At 64.1% G+C, this 14,293-nt stretch carries 16 protein-coding genes; 4 read left to right on the forward strand and 12 right to left on the reverse strand.

Features of this window, described 5'->3' with window-relative positions:
- Positions 1 to 67: 67 nt before the first annotated feature.
- Positions 68 to 274, reverse strand: coding sequence for a hypothetical protein (locus ASC68_RS16760; RefSeq protein ID WP_055881678.1), 207 nt, complete (start codon positions 272 to 274; stop codon positions 68 to 70).
- A 117-nt stretch (positions 275 to 391) separates the two neighbouring features.
- Here ASC68_RS16760 and ASC68_RS16765 point away from each other — a divergent pair, with 117 nt between their 5' ends.
- Positions 392 to 1,279: an RNA ligase family protein gene (locus tag ASC68_RS16765; RefSeq protein ID WP_082528231.1), complete on the forward strand. Its 888-nt coding sequence runs from the start codon at positions 392 to 394 to the stop codon at positions 1,277 to 1,279.
- Positions 1,269 to 1,475 (forward strand): hypothetical protein, encoded by a 207-nt coding sequence (locus ASC68_RS16770; RefSeq protein ID WP_055881683.1) that lies wholly within the window; start codon positions 1,269 to 1,271, stop codon positions 1,473 to 1,475. The genes ASC68_RS16765 and ASC68_RS16770 overlap by 11 nt, the downstream gene beginning before the upstream one ends.
- On the opposite strand, the gene ASC68_RS16775 is transcribed toward ASC68_RS16770, so the two are convergent.
- The 5 genes from ASC68_RS16775 to ASC68_RS16795 form a co-directional block, all read right to left on the reverse strand.
- Positions 1,472 to 1,672, reverse strand: coding sequence for a hypothetical protein (locus ASC68_RS16775; protein WP_055881685.1), 201 nt, complete (start codon positions 1,670 to 1,672; stop codon positions 1,472 to 1,474). The two genes, ASC68_RS16770 and ASC68_RS16775, sit on opposite strands and share 4 nt — an antisense overlap.
- Before the next feature lie 84 nt (positions 1,673 to 1,756).
- Positions 1,757 to 2,197, reverse strand: coding sequence for a hypothetical protein (locus ASC68_RS16780; protein WP_055881689.1), 441 nt, complete (start codon positions 2,195 to 2,197; stop codon positions 1,757 to 1,759).
- Positions 2,198 to 2,269: 72 nt separating this feature from the next.
- Positions 2,270 to 2,668 (reverse strand): hypothetical protein, encoded by a 399-nt coding sequence (locus ASC68_RS16785; protein WP_055881691.1) that lies wholly within the window; start codon positions 2,666 to 2,668, stop codon positions 2,270 to 2,272.
- A 31-nt stretch (positions 2,669 to 2,699) separates the two neighbouring features.
- Positions 2,700 to 3,029: a hypothetical protein gene (locus tag ASC68_RS16790; protein ID WP_055881694.1), complete on the reverse strand. Its 330-nt coding sequence runs from the start codon at positions 3,027 to 3,029 to the stop codon at positions 2,700 to 2,702.
- 68 nt (positions 3,030 to 3,097) lie between these two features.
- Positions 3,098 to 3,844, reverse strand: coding sequence for a hypothetical protein (locus ASC68_RS16795; protein ID WP_156387358.1), 747 nt, complete (start codon positions 3,842 to 3,844; stop codon positions 3,098 to 3,100).
- Positions 3,845 to 4,119: 275 nt separating this feature from the next.
- On the opposite strand from ASC68_RS16795, the gene ASC68_RS16800 reads away from it, so the two are divergent.
- The gene (locus tag ASC68_RS16800; RefSeq protein ID WP_055881698.1) at positions 4,120 to 4,785 is read left to right on the forward strand and encodes a hypothetical protein; all 666 of its coding nucleotides are present in this window, start codon (positions 4,120 to 4,122) and stop codon (positions 4,783 to 4,785) included.
- Positions 4,786 to 4,961: 176 nt separating this feature from the next.
- Positions 4,962 to 5,645 (forward strand): outer membrane protein, encoded by a 684-nt coding sequence (locus tag ASC68_RS16805; protein WP_055881701.1) that lies wholly within the window; start codon positions 4,962 to 4,964, stop codon positions 5,643 to 5,645.
- Between the two features lie 85 nt (positions 5,646 to 5,730).
- Here ASC68_RS16805 and ASC68_RS16810 read toward each other — a convergent pair whose 3' ends face one another.
- From ASC68_RS16810 to ASC68_RS16835, 6 genes are all read right to left on the reverse strand, one after another.
- Complete coding sequence (locus tag ASC68_RS16810) at positions 5,731 to 6,633, reverse strand: glycosyl hydrolase family 28-related protein (protein ID WP_055881704.1); 903 nt, start codon at positions 6,631 to 6,633, stop codon at positions 5,731 to 5,733.
- 125 nt (positions 6,634 to 6,758) lie between these two features.
- Positions 6,759 to 8,597, reverse strand: a complete 1,839-nt coding sequence (locus ASC68_RS16815; protein ID WP_055881706.1) for a hypothetical protein — start codon at positions 8,595 to 8,597, stop codon at positions 6,759 to 6,761.
- Positions 8,597 to 9,190 carry a hypothetical protein gene (locus ASC68_RS16820; RefSeq protein ID WP_055881709.1) on the reverse strand — a complete coding sequence of 198 codons (594 nt, stop codon included), beginning with the start codon at positions 9,188 to 9,190 and terminating at the stop codon, positions 8,597 to 8,599. The genes ASC68_RS16815 and ASC68_RS16820 overlap by 1 nt, the downstream gene beginning before the upstream one ends.
- The gene (locus ASC68_RS16825; protein WP_055881713.1) at positions 9,187 to 11,733 is read right to left on the reverse strand and encodes a hypothetical protein; all 2,547 of its coding nucleotides are present in this window, start codon (positions 11,731 to 11,733) and stop codon (positions 9,187 to 9,189) included. The genes ASC68_RS16820 and ASC68_RS16825 overlap by 4 nt, the downstream gene beginning before the upstream one ends.
- A complete protein-coding gene (locus ASC68_RS16830; RefSeq protein WP_055881715.1) occupies positions 11,733 to 12,569 on the reverse strand; it encodes a hypothetical protein in 837 nt (278 codons plus the stop codon). The genes ASC68_RS16825 and ASC68_RS16830 overlap by 1 nt, the downstream gene beginning before the upstream one ends.
- A complete protein-coding gene (locus ASC68_RS16835; RefSeq protein WP_156387360.1) occupies positions 12,569 to 14,287 on the reverse strand; it encodes a hypothetical protein in 1,719 nt (572 codons plus the stop codon). The genes ASC68_RS16830 and ASC68_RS16835 overlap by 1 nt, the downstream gene beginning before the upstream one ends.
- Positions 14,288 to 14,293 lie beyond the last annotated feature (6 nt).

Raw genomic sequence — 14,293 nt, forward strand, 5'->3', positions numbered from 1 at the left:
ATCGCAGCGCCTACGATTTCCCGGACGCTGGGCGCCGGCGGCTTGTGGGGGACCTTCGGCCGGCCCATCACCAGGTCTGCTTCGAGCGGTTGTAGACCTCGAGCGCCTCAGGCCCGTCCAGCAATTCGAGCAGTTCGTCGAGCAGTGTGTCCCTTGATACGCCGCTGTCCGGCAGCATCGCGTGCTGCACCACCGAAACGGCTTTGACGAGAACACCCTCGGCAGTTGCGATTGGGCGGGGATTGCGGACTGGGAACTGGAACAACTCGGCCATGGGGCACTCCTACGCGGCGGGGGATTCAATCCGCTGGATAGCGCCCGGTTCCGGCAAAACGAATCAGTGATCGCGAGTCGACTCGGATTCCTTCCGCTCCCGCACTAAATTGCCGGCATGCTGCTTGAACGCCCTGCCCTCCGCTACATCCAACCCATGAAACCGCGCCTCGTTGAGACCGCGCCCAGCGGTGACGGCTGGCTGCACGAGGTGAAGTTCGACGGCTATCGCACCCAGCTGCACGTGGAAGCCGGGACCGCCCGGGCCTTCAGCAGCAGCGGGGCGAACTGGACAAGCAAATACCCGCAGATCGTCGCGGCCGCTGCTCAGCTGCGGTGCACATCCGCGATCCTTGACGGCGAGGTCTATCTACCGGACACCCGCGGCGCGGCCGACTTCTCAGGCTTACCAGCGGCCATCCGCTGGCGGCCGCAGGATCTGATCTTCGTCGCATTCGACCTGCTGCATCTGGACGGGGGCGACGTCCGCAGCAGGCCGGTGGAGAGCCGGCGCGCTATGCTGAGTGGCCTCTTGCAGAGCGCGCCGGCCCCATGTCTCGCGTTCAGCCAAGAGCTTGGCGCCGACGGCCCGGAGGCGTTTGCCGCCATCGACGCCATGGGCCTCGAGGGCATCGTCAGCAAGAAGCGCGGCAGCCGCTACAAGAGCGGCGACGCCGACACCTGGCTGAAGACGAAGACCTTCACCATCGGCGAGTTCGATGTGATCGGCGCCGACCTGTCGCCAACCGGCGCGCCGGTAGCGATCCTCGCGCGACGCGACGAGCGTGGGCTGCACTATGTGGGGGATGCCTTCATCACGCTGAAGGCGGCGGACCGTGAGGATTTCTGGGCCTACGTCGAGGCGAACACGGTCGAGGTCCCTCCTCTGGCGCTGAAGCGGCGCGGGACGTGGTTGCGGCCGGGGCTGGCGGCAACGGTCAGGCACCTACGCGGCGAGGGCATGCTGCGGCACGCCACCCTCAGGGGGCTGCGCCATGCCGGCTGACGATCTGCCCAAGCCGGGCATGCCGGCGGTCGTATCGCCAGAGCCTGGCGTGCAGCGCTGGACCTTCGCCAGCGCCGAACCCGAGGCGCAGCGGAGGGAGTTCCGCTACTGGCTTGGCTGGTTTGGTCTCGAGGAGGATGCTGCGCCCTTCGAGCAGAACGAGCGGTTCTGGTTGGTGAAGGGCCCGACCGTCTAGCTCGGAATGAATCCGCGCCGCTGCAGCCAGCTCTTGCCGCGCTGGGTGATGTGCACGCGCTTCTTGTCGCCGCCCATAATGAGACGCTCGTCCCACAGGATCTGGAACTCCGGCCGATCCTCGATCGGCGTGCCGACCTCTTTGGCCAGGCGGATGAGTTCGTCGATCGCGATCTGCGGAAGGTCGTAGTCCTGCATGCCGCACGCCTAACAGATTCCCGAAATGCAAAAAGCCCCGGCCTCCAAAAGGGAGCCGGGGCCACACTCGTAGGGAATGTTCGCTTACGTGCGATCGTCTACGTAGACCGTGAACGAACCATCCGTCTCAGTCGTGACGGCGACAATCTTGTCGATCGGACAGCTACTGGTCTCGAGCTTGGTCTTGAGATCCGCATTGCCTTCGATTGAGGTCTTGAGGCCCGCGACCTGAGCAGAGTTCTTGGTCAGGGCGTTATCGAGCGCTGTGGCGTCGGCTGATGCGTCACCCTTCAGGGTCGACACCTTCACGCAGTTCACCTTCGAGGTCGCGGTGAAGGTGCCGATATCAGCCATCTTCCCCGCATTAAGGCTCGAGATGAGCGACCCGTAGTTCATATTCCCGCCGGCGGTTGCGGCGTCCGTCGACGTGGTCGTCGTGGTCGTCGCATTCGCATCCTGGGCGACAGCGGCAAACGGGGCGCTTACCAAGGCTGCCGCGATCATGAGAGTGGCAATGGCTTTCATCGTGTTCTTCTCCTCTTTTGCCCTCGGCGCAGACAACTTCCATCGCGGTATCCGGTTCCGAACTTAAGGCTGCTAACCCGGCGGCTTTCCACCTGAGTTGATCCACGTCCAGAAGCCAGTGGCGATGATGCCGCCGGCGACCACCAAAAGAGCGGCCAGCACTGCATTCCCGATCTTTGCGGCCGCCCCGTCCCAGCGAAGTCGGAAGCGGCGCAAGAAGCGGAAATCCTCCCGGGCCTCATCCTGGTGGCTCGCGTCGTCGAGCCGCAGGCCGGCGTCCGCCAACTCTTCCCTGAAGGCAGTCCGGATCTGGCTCACCTGCTCGGGCGTGAAGCCCTTCTGCACCTTCTGAATGAGCTCGGTTATCGCTCGGGATTGCTGAGCGCGATCGCGCTCGAGCAGTTCGATGCGCTTCGTCATGCTCATCTTCCCGCGCCCGAGCTCGTCCGGGTGCTCATCGTCAACGGCCATGCGTCTCGCTCCAGGTTGGAGTTGGTAAGCCTCAGCGGCCGAGCTTGAGCTTCAGCAGCTTCTCGACGATCGTCTCGCCTCGTCTGAGGATTGCGGTCTGAGCGAACTGCTCGACGGCATTCGCAGTACCCTCCGGCAACTCGCGGAACTCGGCCTGCTTGCCGTCCTCAGTGACGATCTGGGGCTTTACGGTCGCCCGATACGAGCGCCACTGGGTGAAGGCCCAAACGATGAAGCCGCCGGCAGCTGCAAGGCTCACATCACCCCAGCGGCCGCCGAGAATGGCGAGCACGGTCTGCTGCACCTCATGGGGCATGAGGCCATAGAGGGTCAGGAGACCGCCGATCCAGCCGGCGAGCATGCCGCCCCAATCCCAAATGCGACGAAGCCACCACTGAACAGCAACAGAAGAGAGAAACGCGGTCATGGTCAGAACCTCACGGTGAAAGCAGCGATGGCGAGCCCGGCCACGACGACCAGGCCGAAGATGGACCAGCCGAGGCAACCCCATCCCTTGCCGGTGCGTGGCGGGGTGGAGGTAGGCGGCAGCGGTCCAGTGGGGTCGGCTGGAAGTCCGTCGTCAGGGAAGGGGATGGTCGGCTGAGGCTTCTGGTCGACGGCGTTGAGCACTTCGGCGAGGATCGCCTCCACGTCGACGGGTGCAACCAGTGCTTTGTTTCGGCCGTCGCCGGCATAGTAGGACTGCCCGCGGGTGACCTTGCGCTTCTGACCCGTGGTGTCCGACAGCACGGGCAGAGACGCCCACTCCTTGGCGAGACCCAAGCCGAAGGCCTTCAGCGACAGATCGCCAGCGATGAACCGCAGGTACCCGCGCCGCTTGAGCAGGTGATAGGCCATTCGGTCCTGAAGGTCGGGCGCGAACAGTTCTTTGCCGCTCAACCCCATTTCACCCTCGATGTCGAGCAGAGTGCCGGGCTTATCGAGGGTGTCGCGCATGAACTGCGCAGCACCAGCAGCCGAGGAGCCGTAGGCCTTGGTGCGACGTGGGCCGTCGGCCTCTACCTCATCCAGCGTCATGCTGATGAGCGGCTTCGCCAGCTTGCCTTGGTTGTGGCCGTAGACCACGCCGTAGCAATCGGGGGGACCCTTGCCGGTTTCGGTACGATAAATGAAGTCGAGCAGCATCGCCGCCCCGCGGGGGACGTTGGGGTTCATCGAAATACCTCTGGTGTTGTCGTGGGATTGGGCGCTTAGTCACTTGCCGCCCCGAGATCGTCCGGTATTCCGGCCGATGGCGGCAAAAGGGCTCACATGCTCTGGGGACGCCACGGCGTCTGGTGGATGCTCGCCGCTTGGCTGGGGCTGTCGCTGATGCTCGTAGGCTGCGTCTGGGCCGCGGTCTGGATCACCGACATCATCACCTGATCTCGCTGCTCTTCACGAGGTCAAGGCAGATGCGCTACGAGTGCGCCATGGATTGACGAGGTCGCATGGACGCTCGACAGCAAAACAAGGGCAAGGTCTGCTCAGTCGACGGCTGCGGCCGCTCAGCCGTGGCGAAGGGGCTGTGCAAGCCCCACTACGATATGCAGCGCGATCATGGCCGGACCGACTACCAGTCCGTCCTGATGAAGACCACTAAGTGCAAGGCAGATGGCTGCGCCGCGCTCGCGCGGCAGAAGGGCCTCTGCGACAAACACTACCAGCGCTTGCGCAGCTACGGCGATCCGAACCACGTCCCGGTCAAGGTTAAGGTCAACGACGGCCACTGCTCGGTCGATGGCTGTTCCATATCCGCGATGACCCGAGGCCTCTGCCAGACGCATTACTGGGCCTGGCTCAAGTATGGCGATCCAACCGCCACAAGGCCCTTGAAGCCAAAGCAACCGAAGTACCCTCGGCCCCGAGGGCCGAGGTCGTTCCATGGCCCCTGCTCCGAGTTGGGCTGCGGCAAGGTCGCCACGAGGTCCGGGCGGTGCTCGCGCCACAGCAAAGCCCGTGCGAGCCGGCCGATGTTGTCGGCTGCAGCCATCGAGCACATCCGAATCAATCCGCAGCGCATGCCCCCCGACGCGCTCGCGGAACGGTTCAACACCACCCCGAAAGCCGTCATCGCGGTTCAAAAGGGGCGAAACTGGGGCTTTCTCCGGTCCTAGCCAAAATGTCAGCCAAGGCAGGCGTTTGGGGCCGAGGGACACGTCGAACTACTTAGAAAATGCTGTGACCCCGCCGCAACACTCGGTGGAAACACTGCTGTTCCGTGGCAAAAATGAGTCGATTAGAGGGAAGCGGTGTGCCTTATTTAGCGGCAGGTATCTCTGGAGGCACCTTTATGAAGAAGTTCACCCTTTCACTACTCACTGGCGTCGCCGTCCTCGGCTTCGCTTCCACTGGCTTCGCGGCTGACCTGATCATCGAAGAGCCGGCTGAAGTTGGCGTTGTCGATGTCGGCGGCAGCTGGGACGGCGCGTTCATCGGCGGTTTCATCGGCGCAGGCTGGGGTCTCGCGGACCACGAGCCGGCCGGCGGCGGCGTTGGTAACGACGTCGACCTTAGCGGCTGGATCCTGGGCCTCGACGCGGGCTTCAATGCCACCGTTGGCTCCGGCATCGTGCTCGGTATCGTTGGCGACGTCGCCTGGTCGAATCTGAGCGGCACCAACGAGGACCCGCCGATCAACTTCGATGAAGTTTCCCAGGATATCGACTGGATGGCTTCTCTGCGTGGCCGCGTCGGCTTCGACGGTGGCGCCTTCCTGCCGTACCTTACTGCTGGTTTGGCCGTTGCTCACTCGAATCGCGAGACCGTTGGCTTCGCGAGCGAGTTTGACAACACCCATATCGGCTGGACCGTCGGCGCCGGCGTCGAGTTCGCCGTGTCCGAGGATCTGTCGATCGACCTGCTCTATCGCTATAGCGACTACGGCAGCGAGGTCTACAACCCCTCGCCGGCGACCGTTCCGGAAGTCAGCCTGACGACTCACACGATTCAGGCCGGTCTGCACTGGAACTTCTAAGCTCCTAGTGCCTACCTAGAGAGAGAGAACCCCGTCGCGTCACACCCGCGGCGGGGTTTTGCTTTCCGAGGACGATGGCCAATGGTCAGGCCCAAAGATCCTTGATCCTGACCCGTGACCCATTTGAGGGGTGCGAGAATACTGCCGGCAGCCCTGCGGCGTTCGCGATGTTGGGGCTTTCAAACACGATCGCTTTGGCCATGCTCTGTGGCGCATAGACGCCGTGCATTTGCCAGAGAGAATGCTGGCCGCCCCGCACCCGGATGTTTCCGCTGGTCGCACTGTTGACGCACCAGAGGTAATTTGCGTTTTCGTAGTCACCCACGTCGAACTCGATGTCGACGTTGAATCCGCCGTCGAACAGCACCGCATGCGACGCGTTGCCATACGACGGGTTCGAGTGGAGCACGAACCGTGCCTGCCTGTGGTGTAGCGCGGTCCCGTAGTTTGCTCCCTGCCCGTTTGCGAAACAGTTCGCCTGGCAGTTATCCAGATGCCCGTTGACCAGATAGTTCAGTCGGAGCGCTTCAGTGTTCCAGCCCACCTTGGGGTTGAAAACCATCAGATTGCGAGCCGTGAAGAAGTTCATGGGATCGCGGAAATCGTCGTGCCCGATAGTGAGCGCGACACCGTCGAAGGTCGTCTCGACGCAGAAGTCAGACGCGTCGAGATAGTACCAGTCAGATGACGCTCGCCACTGCCACGCCTTCACGCCGGGGCCACCCGAGAAGGTGGGCGCGAGCTGGATGATGCTCTGCCGCTTGCCCTGCCCGGTAATCTTGAGGCCGTCATACTTGACCGGGTCGAAGTCCCACACCCATGGCTCCGATAAGACGGCCTTGAAGCGCTTGCCGCCCGGCAGAAACAGAGGCGCGCCGCACGCCGTGGCCGCTGAAAAGGCCGCATCGAGCGCCGCCTTGTCATCTGCGATGCCATCGCCGCAGGCGCCGTGATCGATCGGACTGACGCCGATGTCGGGGATGGTCATTTCTCGCTACACCTTTGCTTGGTCGCATGGCGCGTCTCAGGCGAGCGCACGGGGGGGGGGATGACAGTCGGAGGACCTCTGTTGGCCCTTCCGACGTTGGGATGCGAAATGAGGGAGCAACGTTCCTAGGCGGCGGCGAAGTAGGCTCCGCCGCCGATCATCACGCCCGTATTAGGAATGTTCGTATCGGTCATCTGGACCGATGCAGTTGCGCCCGACATATTGATGACGGCTTCGGTCGTAGATGGGGACACGGTCAGCGTTGGGTTGCCGACGACGCCTGATAGCGCACTCCATTGCGATACCTGCATCTGACCAAACGAGGCTCCCTCGCTGGTAAAAGGTAACCCAGTGAGTGACGCGCCCCCCGCTCCAGATCCATTGTTGCTGAGCGTGAAGTTGAATTGCACCATCACGATGCGGCCGATCTTTATGTAGGTACCGCCTCGAGATGCGAACGTCACGCCTGTGGCCGACCCACCAAAGGCAAGGCCGGGTGTCCACGCGCCCTCTTCGTAGTCGTCAAGCGTGTTTGCGTCTGACGAGGGAACGGCCGTCGACGGGAACTTCAGTTGCCCCCTCGGAACGCCAACGACACCGCCACCGATGAGGAGGTGCTCAACCATGGAGCCGGCGACAAGGGCACGTAAACTGACCGATGCGTCCTCGCTACCGTTGGCCGGATCATCGAGAATGCTGCGGAGCAGCGCATACAGGGTCTTGTTGCCCCCTGAATCCTTGCCATTGAACTGCAGTTCGCCCATCCCGTCCGCCGCGGCGGGTGAGGCGCTGTTTCGGTAGAGACTGAGTGTCGGTCCCTCCGTCGCGCCCGCGTCGGTGCTGATTTGCTCAACGTTCCGAAGGCCGGAAGCGTCAGCGTTGTCATCGACCACCAGCGCAGACGGCTGCAGGGCGGCGCCACCGGTTCCGTCGGTACGGGGCACGGTGTTATCAGCGGAGCCAAGGCCGCTCAGTCCTCCCGTGAACTCAGTCAACGTGATAGCCGTCACCCCCAGCGTGCCGCCCTTGTTGGACGTGCAGCGCCAGAGCGTGTCGGCCTTCGCCGTCCCCTCCATCACCGAGAAGTAGGCGCCCGGGTGCTCATTGTAGGTGTCGAATGAAGTGTCGCGGGATGCCCCACCCGTTGCAGGAGCAAGCCATACGCCATTCCGCTCCGGATGCCCCGCGGCCGCTCGCAATACGAGATCGCCGGTAACCAGGGAGACCGCGTCCACCGACGAACCATTGCTGTATCCAGAGGTGGCCGGATCACTGTCGGTCGTGTCGACCACCCGAACCCGGGTCAGCATGCTGGCGCCGTCGACGCCATCGCCGCCGGTGGTGCTGCGTAGCAGGCTGATCGAGGCGACATTCAGCGTCGTCTCGCCGGCGTGGGTGTTGACGTTGATTTCCTTGTAACCGGACTGATCGACGACGGTGGAGACCTTCCAGCTCACAGTGTCGCCAGCAGGCTGCTGCGTCAGGATGATGCCGTTCTGCTGGCTCTTGCCGGTTGAATCCATCTCCTGCAGGCGAGCAGCGATGTCAGAGCCGGCAAGGGTCACTTCGGAGACATAGAGTTTCGTCGCCAGTGAGAGATCGGCATTGTTGGCCCGCACGCAGCCGGCCGAGGGCGGCGCCGTGGTGCCGCTCTCCCACTGCATGCCGTAGCCCGCGAAGTCCTGCCCTGTGTCCTGCTCCTGCTTCGTGCCGATGCCCACGTACCGGAGGATTCGCTCGAAGCCGCCCTGCGTGACCGTGATCTTGTAGGCCCCACCGACGCAGTGGAAGGCGACCGACCCGCCCGAGTTCACGAACGGGTTGCCCAGCGCGCTGGCTCCGGCCCTATCCGAATAGACGGGCACCAGGCCACCGGTTTCCCGGCGCACCTCGACCGAGATGTTCCCGGTCAACAGATTGCCGGCGTCGTCAGTGAAGTCGCGTTCGAAGCGTGCAAGCACCATCAGATCAGCTCCGAGAGGTTGGTCACAAAGTCGGCAAGGCGCGGGGCGCTCTTCTGGGTGGTCGGTTCGGTGACCATCAGGTCGAGACCGAGAGCCGAGAGCGCTGCCGAGACGCTGGCGCGGCTGATATCCTCATAGGCGAGCTCGACGTGCGGCAAGTCGGCGAGCGCGATGCGCAGTTGCTCGAGCTGCAGCGCATGGTTGAACATCGCGCGGCCGGCGCGGTCGGGGTCGAGCGTCACAGGGGTGCCAGCCGGCGCCACCGTACCGCGGAAGGCGCCGGTTTTGGTCGCCAGCGCCCACGACGCCTGTTGCGCCAGCAGGTCGCGGCGATGCAGCAGCAATACCCTGGCGCCGGCATCCTGCAGCACCCGGGTGCGCGGGGAGACCGGCAGGGCACCGAACCCCCATTTGGGATTGCTCAGCACCACCTTGCCGGGGTTCGCCACGGCCTGCTGGTCGAGAAAGGCGCGCAACCGCCCCGGCTGTTCCATGTACTCGCCGCTATCCACCAAGCGCGGATCGCCGGCCAGCATCGACCGGAGCATATGCGAGCCAGAGCGAAACGAGCTCCAGATGACGAGGTGCATCATCCCGTCTCCGTTCCGCGGATATCTCCCGAGCCCGTCTTGTCGACGAAGCTCACGCCGCTGATTGCGCCGCCAGCCGCGCCACCGGCGCCGCCATCACGACCGCCGCCATAGCCGCCACCTGTTGCGCCCACCAATCCGGGCCCACCACCATCGCCGCCGTCCCAGATTTCTTCGCCGATACCACCATAGTCAGCATGGCCGCCTTGCCCCCCGGCCTCGCTGGTGCCAGGGCTGCCTGGGCTGGCTGGAACGCCGCCTGTGTTTCCGATTGGACCGCCACTGCCGGGATTGCTACCGGCACCGCCACCACCACCATTGCCGAAGTTCGAATACCCAACCGCGGCGCCGCCACCGCCGCCACCACCGCCCCAGATCTCTGCATCGCCCGTGGAGAGATCGACGTTGATGCTGTAAGTGGCCAGGAACGCCGGCCCGCCCATGCCGCCAGGCAAGCCGTCGTCGCCGGCATCAAACGTGTCGGCACCCTGCCCGCCGTTGCCGCCCTTGCCCTGTATGCGGCCGCGCAACGCCAAGTTGATGATGACGCTATGGATGGTCAGAGCGGTACTGGTGTTCGTGCCTGAAGAGGCGTTGGCCGTGAGCGTGATCGAGGTGTTCGGCACGATCGACAGGATCTTGGCGCCGGCCGGGATGCCGGTGCCGAACACCCGCTGCCCAATGGCGAGCCCTGTGGTGTCGGCGATGCCGGTCAGGGTCGGGCTGCCGCTGGTGCGGTTGCCGGTGATCGACAGCGTCGGCCAGTTCCCCACGATCATCGCCGCCACCGACGTCGAGGTCGAGCCGATGATCACCCCGGCATTGACGATGAAATTGACCGTGTCGCCATGCGTGGCCAGCGGATACAGGTTCTCGAAGTCGTCCTTGAGGTTTCGGTTGTTCTGGTTGGCCGAGTAGGTAACCGTCGGGATGTCTTCGCCGCCGGTGTCATACTTCGGCTCGAAGCTCATCTCGTCGGCTTCGACCATGAAGACCGCATCATCGAACGAGACGCGGTTGTTCTGGATCGGCACGACCTCCCGGGCACCGGGAGCATCCTCCATGTGCGCGATCAGCTGTGCGCCCTGCCCCAACGTCGGCTTCGGACCCAGCCAACGGTAGGTGGCATAGCTGACATGGCGCGGCGGGTGCACATACCTGCCCAGCAATTTGGCCGCGCACTTCAGCGCTGTCGCCTCGCCGCCGGTGGCAATCCATGGGGAGAAGACCTGCTTGATAGCAGGGCCCCCGTACAGCTCTTCGGCGTCGGCGTCCTCAATCTCGACCGAGGAGAGATAACTATTCGAGTCCTCGGTATCGAGGAGCGGGTTCTTGAGGCCGAAATAGACCTGCACGCGGCTGAGACGACGCTCCGGGCGCGGCTCGACTGCGACCGATCCCTCGACGACGTTCACCAGCGTGTCGAAGCGCTGCGCGTCCGTTGCGATGTTCCGCAGTACCTGCAGACGCAAATTCCCCTCGAGCTCGTCCCACCACGGGCCCGCGAGCCCACACTGCTCGATGATCTCGCCTGACAGTCGGTTGACCGCCGTCGGTTCCGGGATCAACCGGTCGACCACCCGCCCCCAGTAGGCATCGGTTTCGGCAAGCCAGTCCGCGATCGGGATGTAGCCAGACGGGATGCCGGCATAATCGACGAACAGGGTCTGCAGCACCTCTGCAGGGTCGACCGAGTCGAAGTAGAGGCACAGCTGGCACCGGGCGCCGGCTCTGTGGTCCTGAGCCTCGGTCTCGAACGCGCCTCGCTGCGTCAGGGTCAGCGTGTCGCCCGAGCGGGTGAACGCGACGATCTCGTCGCCGCCGATATTGATCCAGCCCGACGCGGGATAGTGCTCGTTGCCGACGCCGGCAGGGGCAAGCGTTGCTGTACCGGCGGCAGCGAGGATGTCGGCGACGAGCTTGCCCGGCGTGAACTTCGGCGCCTGCGCCCGATCGGCGTCGGCCAGCTTCAGCGGATCCTTGCCGATGACAGACCAATTGCCCTCGAGGGTCGGCGGTTCATGGCTTTCGACGACGAAGTGCCGAACCTCCATGTCCTCGAGGGCCTGATCTGCCTGCCCGCTGATGAGGCGCATGGCGAAGCCGCGCAATGACTTGTAGCGGGCTAGCAGCTTTCCGGCGAAGGTCCCCTGTTGCCAGGCGTCCCACGGTCGCTCCGACCGGTACTTGTCCCCCAGCGGCCCGGTGTCCGGCCACGCCTCGTTGACGAGGTGCGCTTCGATAGAGGGCCGCTGACCGAGGCTCGGCTCACCCAGAGGAATGACGGCCGGCGAGTATTCTACGGTCTGCAGGTAGGGCAGCGCCGCAATGTCGAGGGCGCGAGTCTCGGTTGCCTTGGTGAAACGCAGCGTGACGACGCTCGAGGCGAAGTTTGCAGTGTCCTGGCACGTGCCGAGCGTGTTGAAGCACTTGATCGTGCCCGTCGGGTTCGGTCCGCTCAGTGTGGCCGCGCACGGCGCAACGCCGAAGGTGCGGGTGCACCGCGGCAGATCGATCTCAAGGTAGGTGACGGGAAAGTCAGCCATCAGAGCGCAACTGCTTTGATCGGAAAGGTGATGTTGACCTGGCCGGTGGTCTGCACGATCCGCGGCGTGGCATCGCCGCCGCGCCAGCAATAGCCGACCTCGTCGGGGTACCGTTGGGGAGACCAGGAGAAGAAGAAGGTGTCGCCGTCGCGGAAGCCACGGCGGAACTCCTCTAGAGTGCTCCGGTACCAGTCCCCGCGGACGTTCTGCTGAACGATGTTCCCAGAGCGGGCACGGCTGATGATGGCGATCCCCAGATGGTCACCACCCTGATTGCCGACATCCCGCTGTTCGGTCTCGTCCCCGAACTTGATGGGCGTGTGCTCCGGAGGGATGCCCTGAAGCACCGTGAGTTCGCCACAGCGCGCGACGGCCGCGTAGGGCGCGGTCGAGAAGGGATCGAGCTTCCACCGGAACCCGATCAACTGTGTCTTGGTGAAGCGCCACATGCGGACGCCGTCGTCGTTTAGGAGGTGCGTCTCAATGAGGTCGACCCAGTCGGCGTTGTCGTTGGCATCGCCGCCGGGAGGAAGCCCTTGCAGAGTGGTCTCGATAATGGCCGATGCCCAGTTGTGGCGGCACACCCCCGCCCAATCAACGTCCCGCACCTGGCCGAACAGCGAGGTCAGGTACTGCAGGGTGGTGACCGCGCTCGTCCATCGCCAGCTGGTCGAAGGATTTCCCAGATTGGTCGCGGGATCCTCGGTTGTCTCCGACGTCGCGGTGACGTTCTCTGCGGTGAGATAGTTTTTCCACCCGATGATCGGACGCTTCGCCGACACCTGCTCTGCCGGCGAGAGCGCATAGGCGCCGCTCGCAACAATGACGCCGGCCATCAGCGGAACTCCAGGTTGAGCTTGCCCCCACCGTCCCGCTGAAGGTCGTTGATCCGCTTGATCAGTCCCTCAATGCAGCGGCGGCCGATCGAGTCTCCGTAAACGATGATGCTGGTCGATGTGTCGTTGACCGCTGCAGGCGCCACGGGAGCTGCAGGTTGCGCAGCTGCACCCCCGCCACCGGACGAGCCTGCGACGCGCGCCGAACCCGGCTTAGCGCTCAGGACGCTCGCCAACTGAACGGCGCCAGCCGCACCAATGGCCAGCGCCATGGGAGCAGCGAACATGCCGCCCTGGCTCCACGCCTTCATCACGCCAGCGGCAGTATCGACGACGATATTTGCCGCCTGGATGGCCTTGTTGTCCTCGAACGCCCCCGCCAGCACGCCGGTGATCTGGCTGACGGAGTCGAAGATGCCCGCGGCCGCGTTCATGCTGGCCCGGGAGGCGGCCTCGCCGTACTGCGCCCAGCTGATCTCACCAGCGGCGAGCAGCGCCCCGAGCTTGTCCATGTTGGACTGCAGTTCGACGAGCGGATCGTTCGCCCCCTCAAGGAGAGGCTGAACATCGCGCATCATCTGATCGAAGACGTTCAGGCCCTCGGCGGCCTTGGTTGCGGCCTCGCCGATCTCCTCGAGCTCGCGAGCCCGGGCGTTCTTCTGCGCCTGCGCGCCGATATCGGCGGTGTAGCCGCCCGCCATGGTCTTTGACCGCACGTCGGCAGCGTTCTGCCCCAGTTGGTCGGAAAGACCCTTGTCCTTGCCGGCAAACGGGTTCTTCAGATCGCCGAGGTCTACCTTGCCGAGTTCTCCAATCTTGAAGCCCTCGGGGAGCAGCTTGTTCGCCTCGACGATGAAGCTGTTCAGGAGCTTCAGGGACTCGTTGATCAGATACTCGATACCCGAGATCGTCCCCTGCGCGGCCTGGAAGGCGACATCACCGAGGGCATTGGGCAGCATGCTCCAGATCGTCCCGACGTTACGGAAGCCGAGGTCGAACGCCCCGATGAGGGCGTTCATCGCGAAGTTGATGCCGGGCGAGATCTGGTCCCAAAGGTTCCCGAGCCAACTGACAACGGGCTCCATGGCACCAGTGATCGCCCGAGCGCCAAGCTGCCACGTCGCGAGCAGCACGTCGCCGAGCTGAACCTGCTGCTCAGCGGTGCGGTTGATTTCGGTGGTCATCGCCGCGAAGCCTGTGGTCAGCACCGCGACAACTGCGGCGACTGGGGCAAGGCGGGAAGCGGCGCCACCAAGCATGCCGCCCATATCCTTCAAGGCGGCGCCCATGCCACCATTGCCGTAGTAAGCCTGCCCCACCTGCGTCATCTGGTTGGCGAGGTTGATCAAGCCATAGCCGGGCGACTGGAAGAGCAGCGGCACGCCCTGACCGATGTCGGCCATTTGGAACATGAGGTTCCGGCGCATCATCAGAGCGTTGTTCATCAGGGACGAGGAGCGCGACGCAGCGCCACCGAGACCGTCAAATGCCTTCTCCGCACTCACGACGTGGTGTGTGAGCACGGTCAGATCGCGCTCAAGGCTCTCGAGCACGACGACCATCTTCTGCATGGTCGCGGAGGTACCGCCCGTCGAGCGGGTCAGCTTCTCAGCGGCCCCCTCGGCGGCATTTGCCGCCGCGGTCATCTTCTGCAGAGCCGGCGTAGCGGCAACGACAGGACTGGAGTCGACTGCCAACCCGAGATGAGCAGTGGTCATGAATGC

The sequence above is a fragment of the Devosia sp. Root105 genome (genome assembly GCF_001424865.1).
Taxonomy (GTDB): Bacteria; Pseudomonadota; Alphaproteobacteria; order Rhizobiales; family Devosiaceae; genus Devosia_A.

What these genes read in the sequence shown, in the direction of transcription:
- ASC68_RS16760 (WP_055881678.1), bottom strand. Translation starts at nt 274, where the DNA reads ATGGCCGAGTTGTTCCAGTTCCCAGTCCGCAATCCCCGCCCAATCGCA.
- ASC68_RS16765 (WP_082528231.1), top strand. Translation starts at nt 392, where the DNA reads ATGCTGCTTGAACGCCCTGCCCTCCGCTACATCCAACCCATGAAACCG.
- ASC68_RS16770 (WP_055881683.1), top strand. Translation starts at nt 1,269, where the DNA reads ATGCCGGCTGACGATCTGCCCAAGCCGGGCATGCCGGCGGTCGTATCG.
- ASC68_RS16775 (WP_055881685.1), bottom strand. Translation starts at nt 1,672, where the DNA reads ATGCAGGACTACGACCTTCCGCAGATCGCGATCGACGAACTCATCCGC.
- ASC68_RS16780 (WP_055881689.1), bottom strand. Translation starts at nt 2,197, where the DNA reads ATGAAAGCCATTGCCACTCTCATGATCGCGGCAGCCTTGGTAAGCGCC.
- ASC68_RS16785 (WP_055881691.1), bottom strand. Translation starts at nt 2,668, where the DNA reads ATGGCCGTTGACGATGAGCACCCGGACGAGCTCGGGCGCGGGAAGATG.
- ASC68_RS16790 (WP_055881694.1), bottom strand. Translation starts at nt 3,029, where the DNA reads ATGCTCGCCGGCTGGATCGGCGGTCTCCTGACCCTCTATGGCCTCATG.
- ASC68_RS16795 (WP_156387358.1), bottom strand. Translation starts at nt 3,844, where the DNA reads ATGAACCCCAACGTCCCCCGCGGGGCGGCGATGCTGCTCGACTTCATT.
- ASC68_RS16800 (WP_055881698.1), top strand. Translation starts at nt 4,120, where the DNA reads ATGGACGCTCGACAGCAAAACAAGGGCAAGGTCTGCTCAGTCGACGGC.
- ASC68_RS16805 (WP_055881701.1), top strand. Translation starts at nt 4,962, where the DNA reads ATGAAGAAGTTCACCCTTTCACTACTCACTGGCGTCGCCGTCCTCGGC.
- ASC68_RS16810 (WP_055881704.1), bottom strand. Translation starts at nt 6,633, where the DNA reads ATGACCATCCCCGACATCGGCGTCAGTCCGATCGATCACGGCGCCTGC.
- ASC68_RS16815 (WP_055881706.1), bottom strand. Translation starts at nt 8,597, where the DNA reads ATGGTGCTTGCACGCTTCGAACGCGACTTCACTGACGACGCCGGCAAT.
- ASC68_RS16820 (WP_055881709.1), bottom strand. Translation starts at nt 9,190, where the DNA reads ATGATGCACCTCGTCATCTGGAGCTCGTTTCGCTCTGGCTCGCATATG.
- ASC68_RS16825 (WP_055881713.1), bottom strand. Translation starts at nt 11,733, where the DNA reads ATGGCTGACTTTCCCGTCACCTACCTTGAGATCGATCTGCCGCGGTGC.
- ASC68_RS16830 (WP_055881715.1), bottom strand. Translation starts at nt 12,569, where the DNA reads ATGGCCGGCGTCATTGTTGCGAGCGGCGCCTATGCGCTCTCGCCGGCA.
- ASC68_RS16835 (WP_156387360.1), bottom strand. Translation starts at nt 14,287, where the DNA reads ATGACCACTGCTCATCTCGGGTTGGCAGTCGACTCCAGTCCTGTCGTT.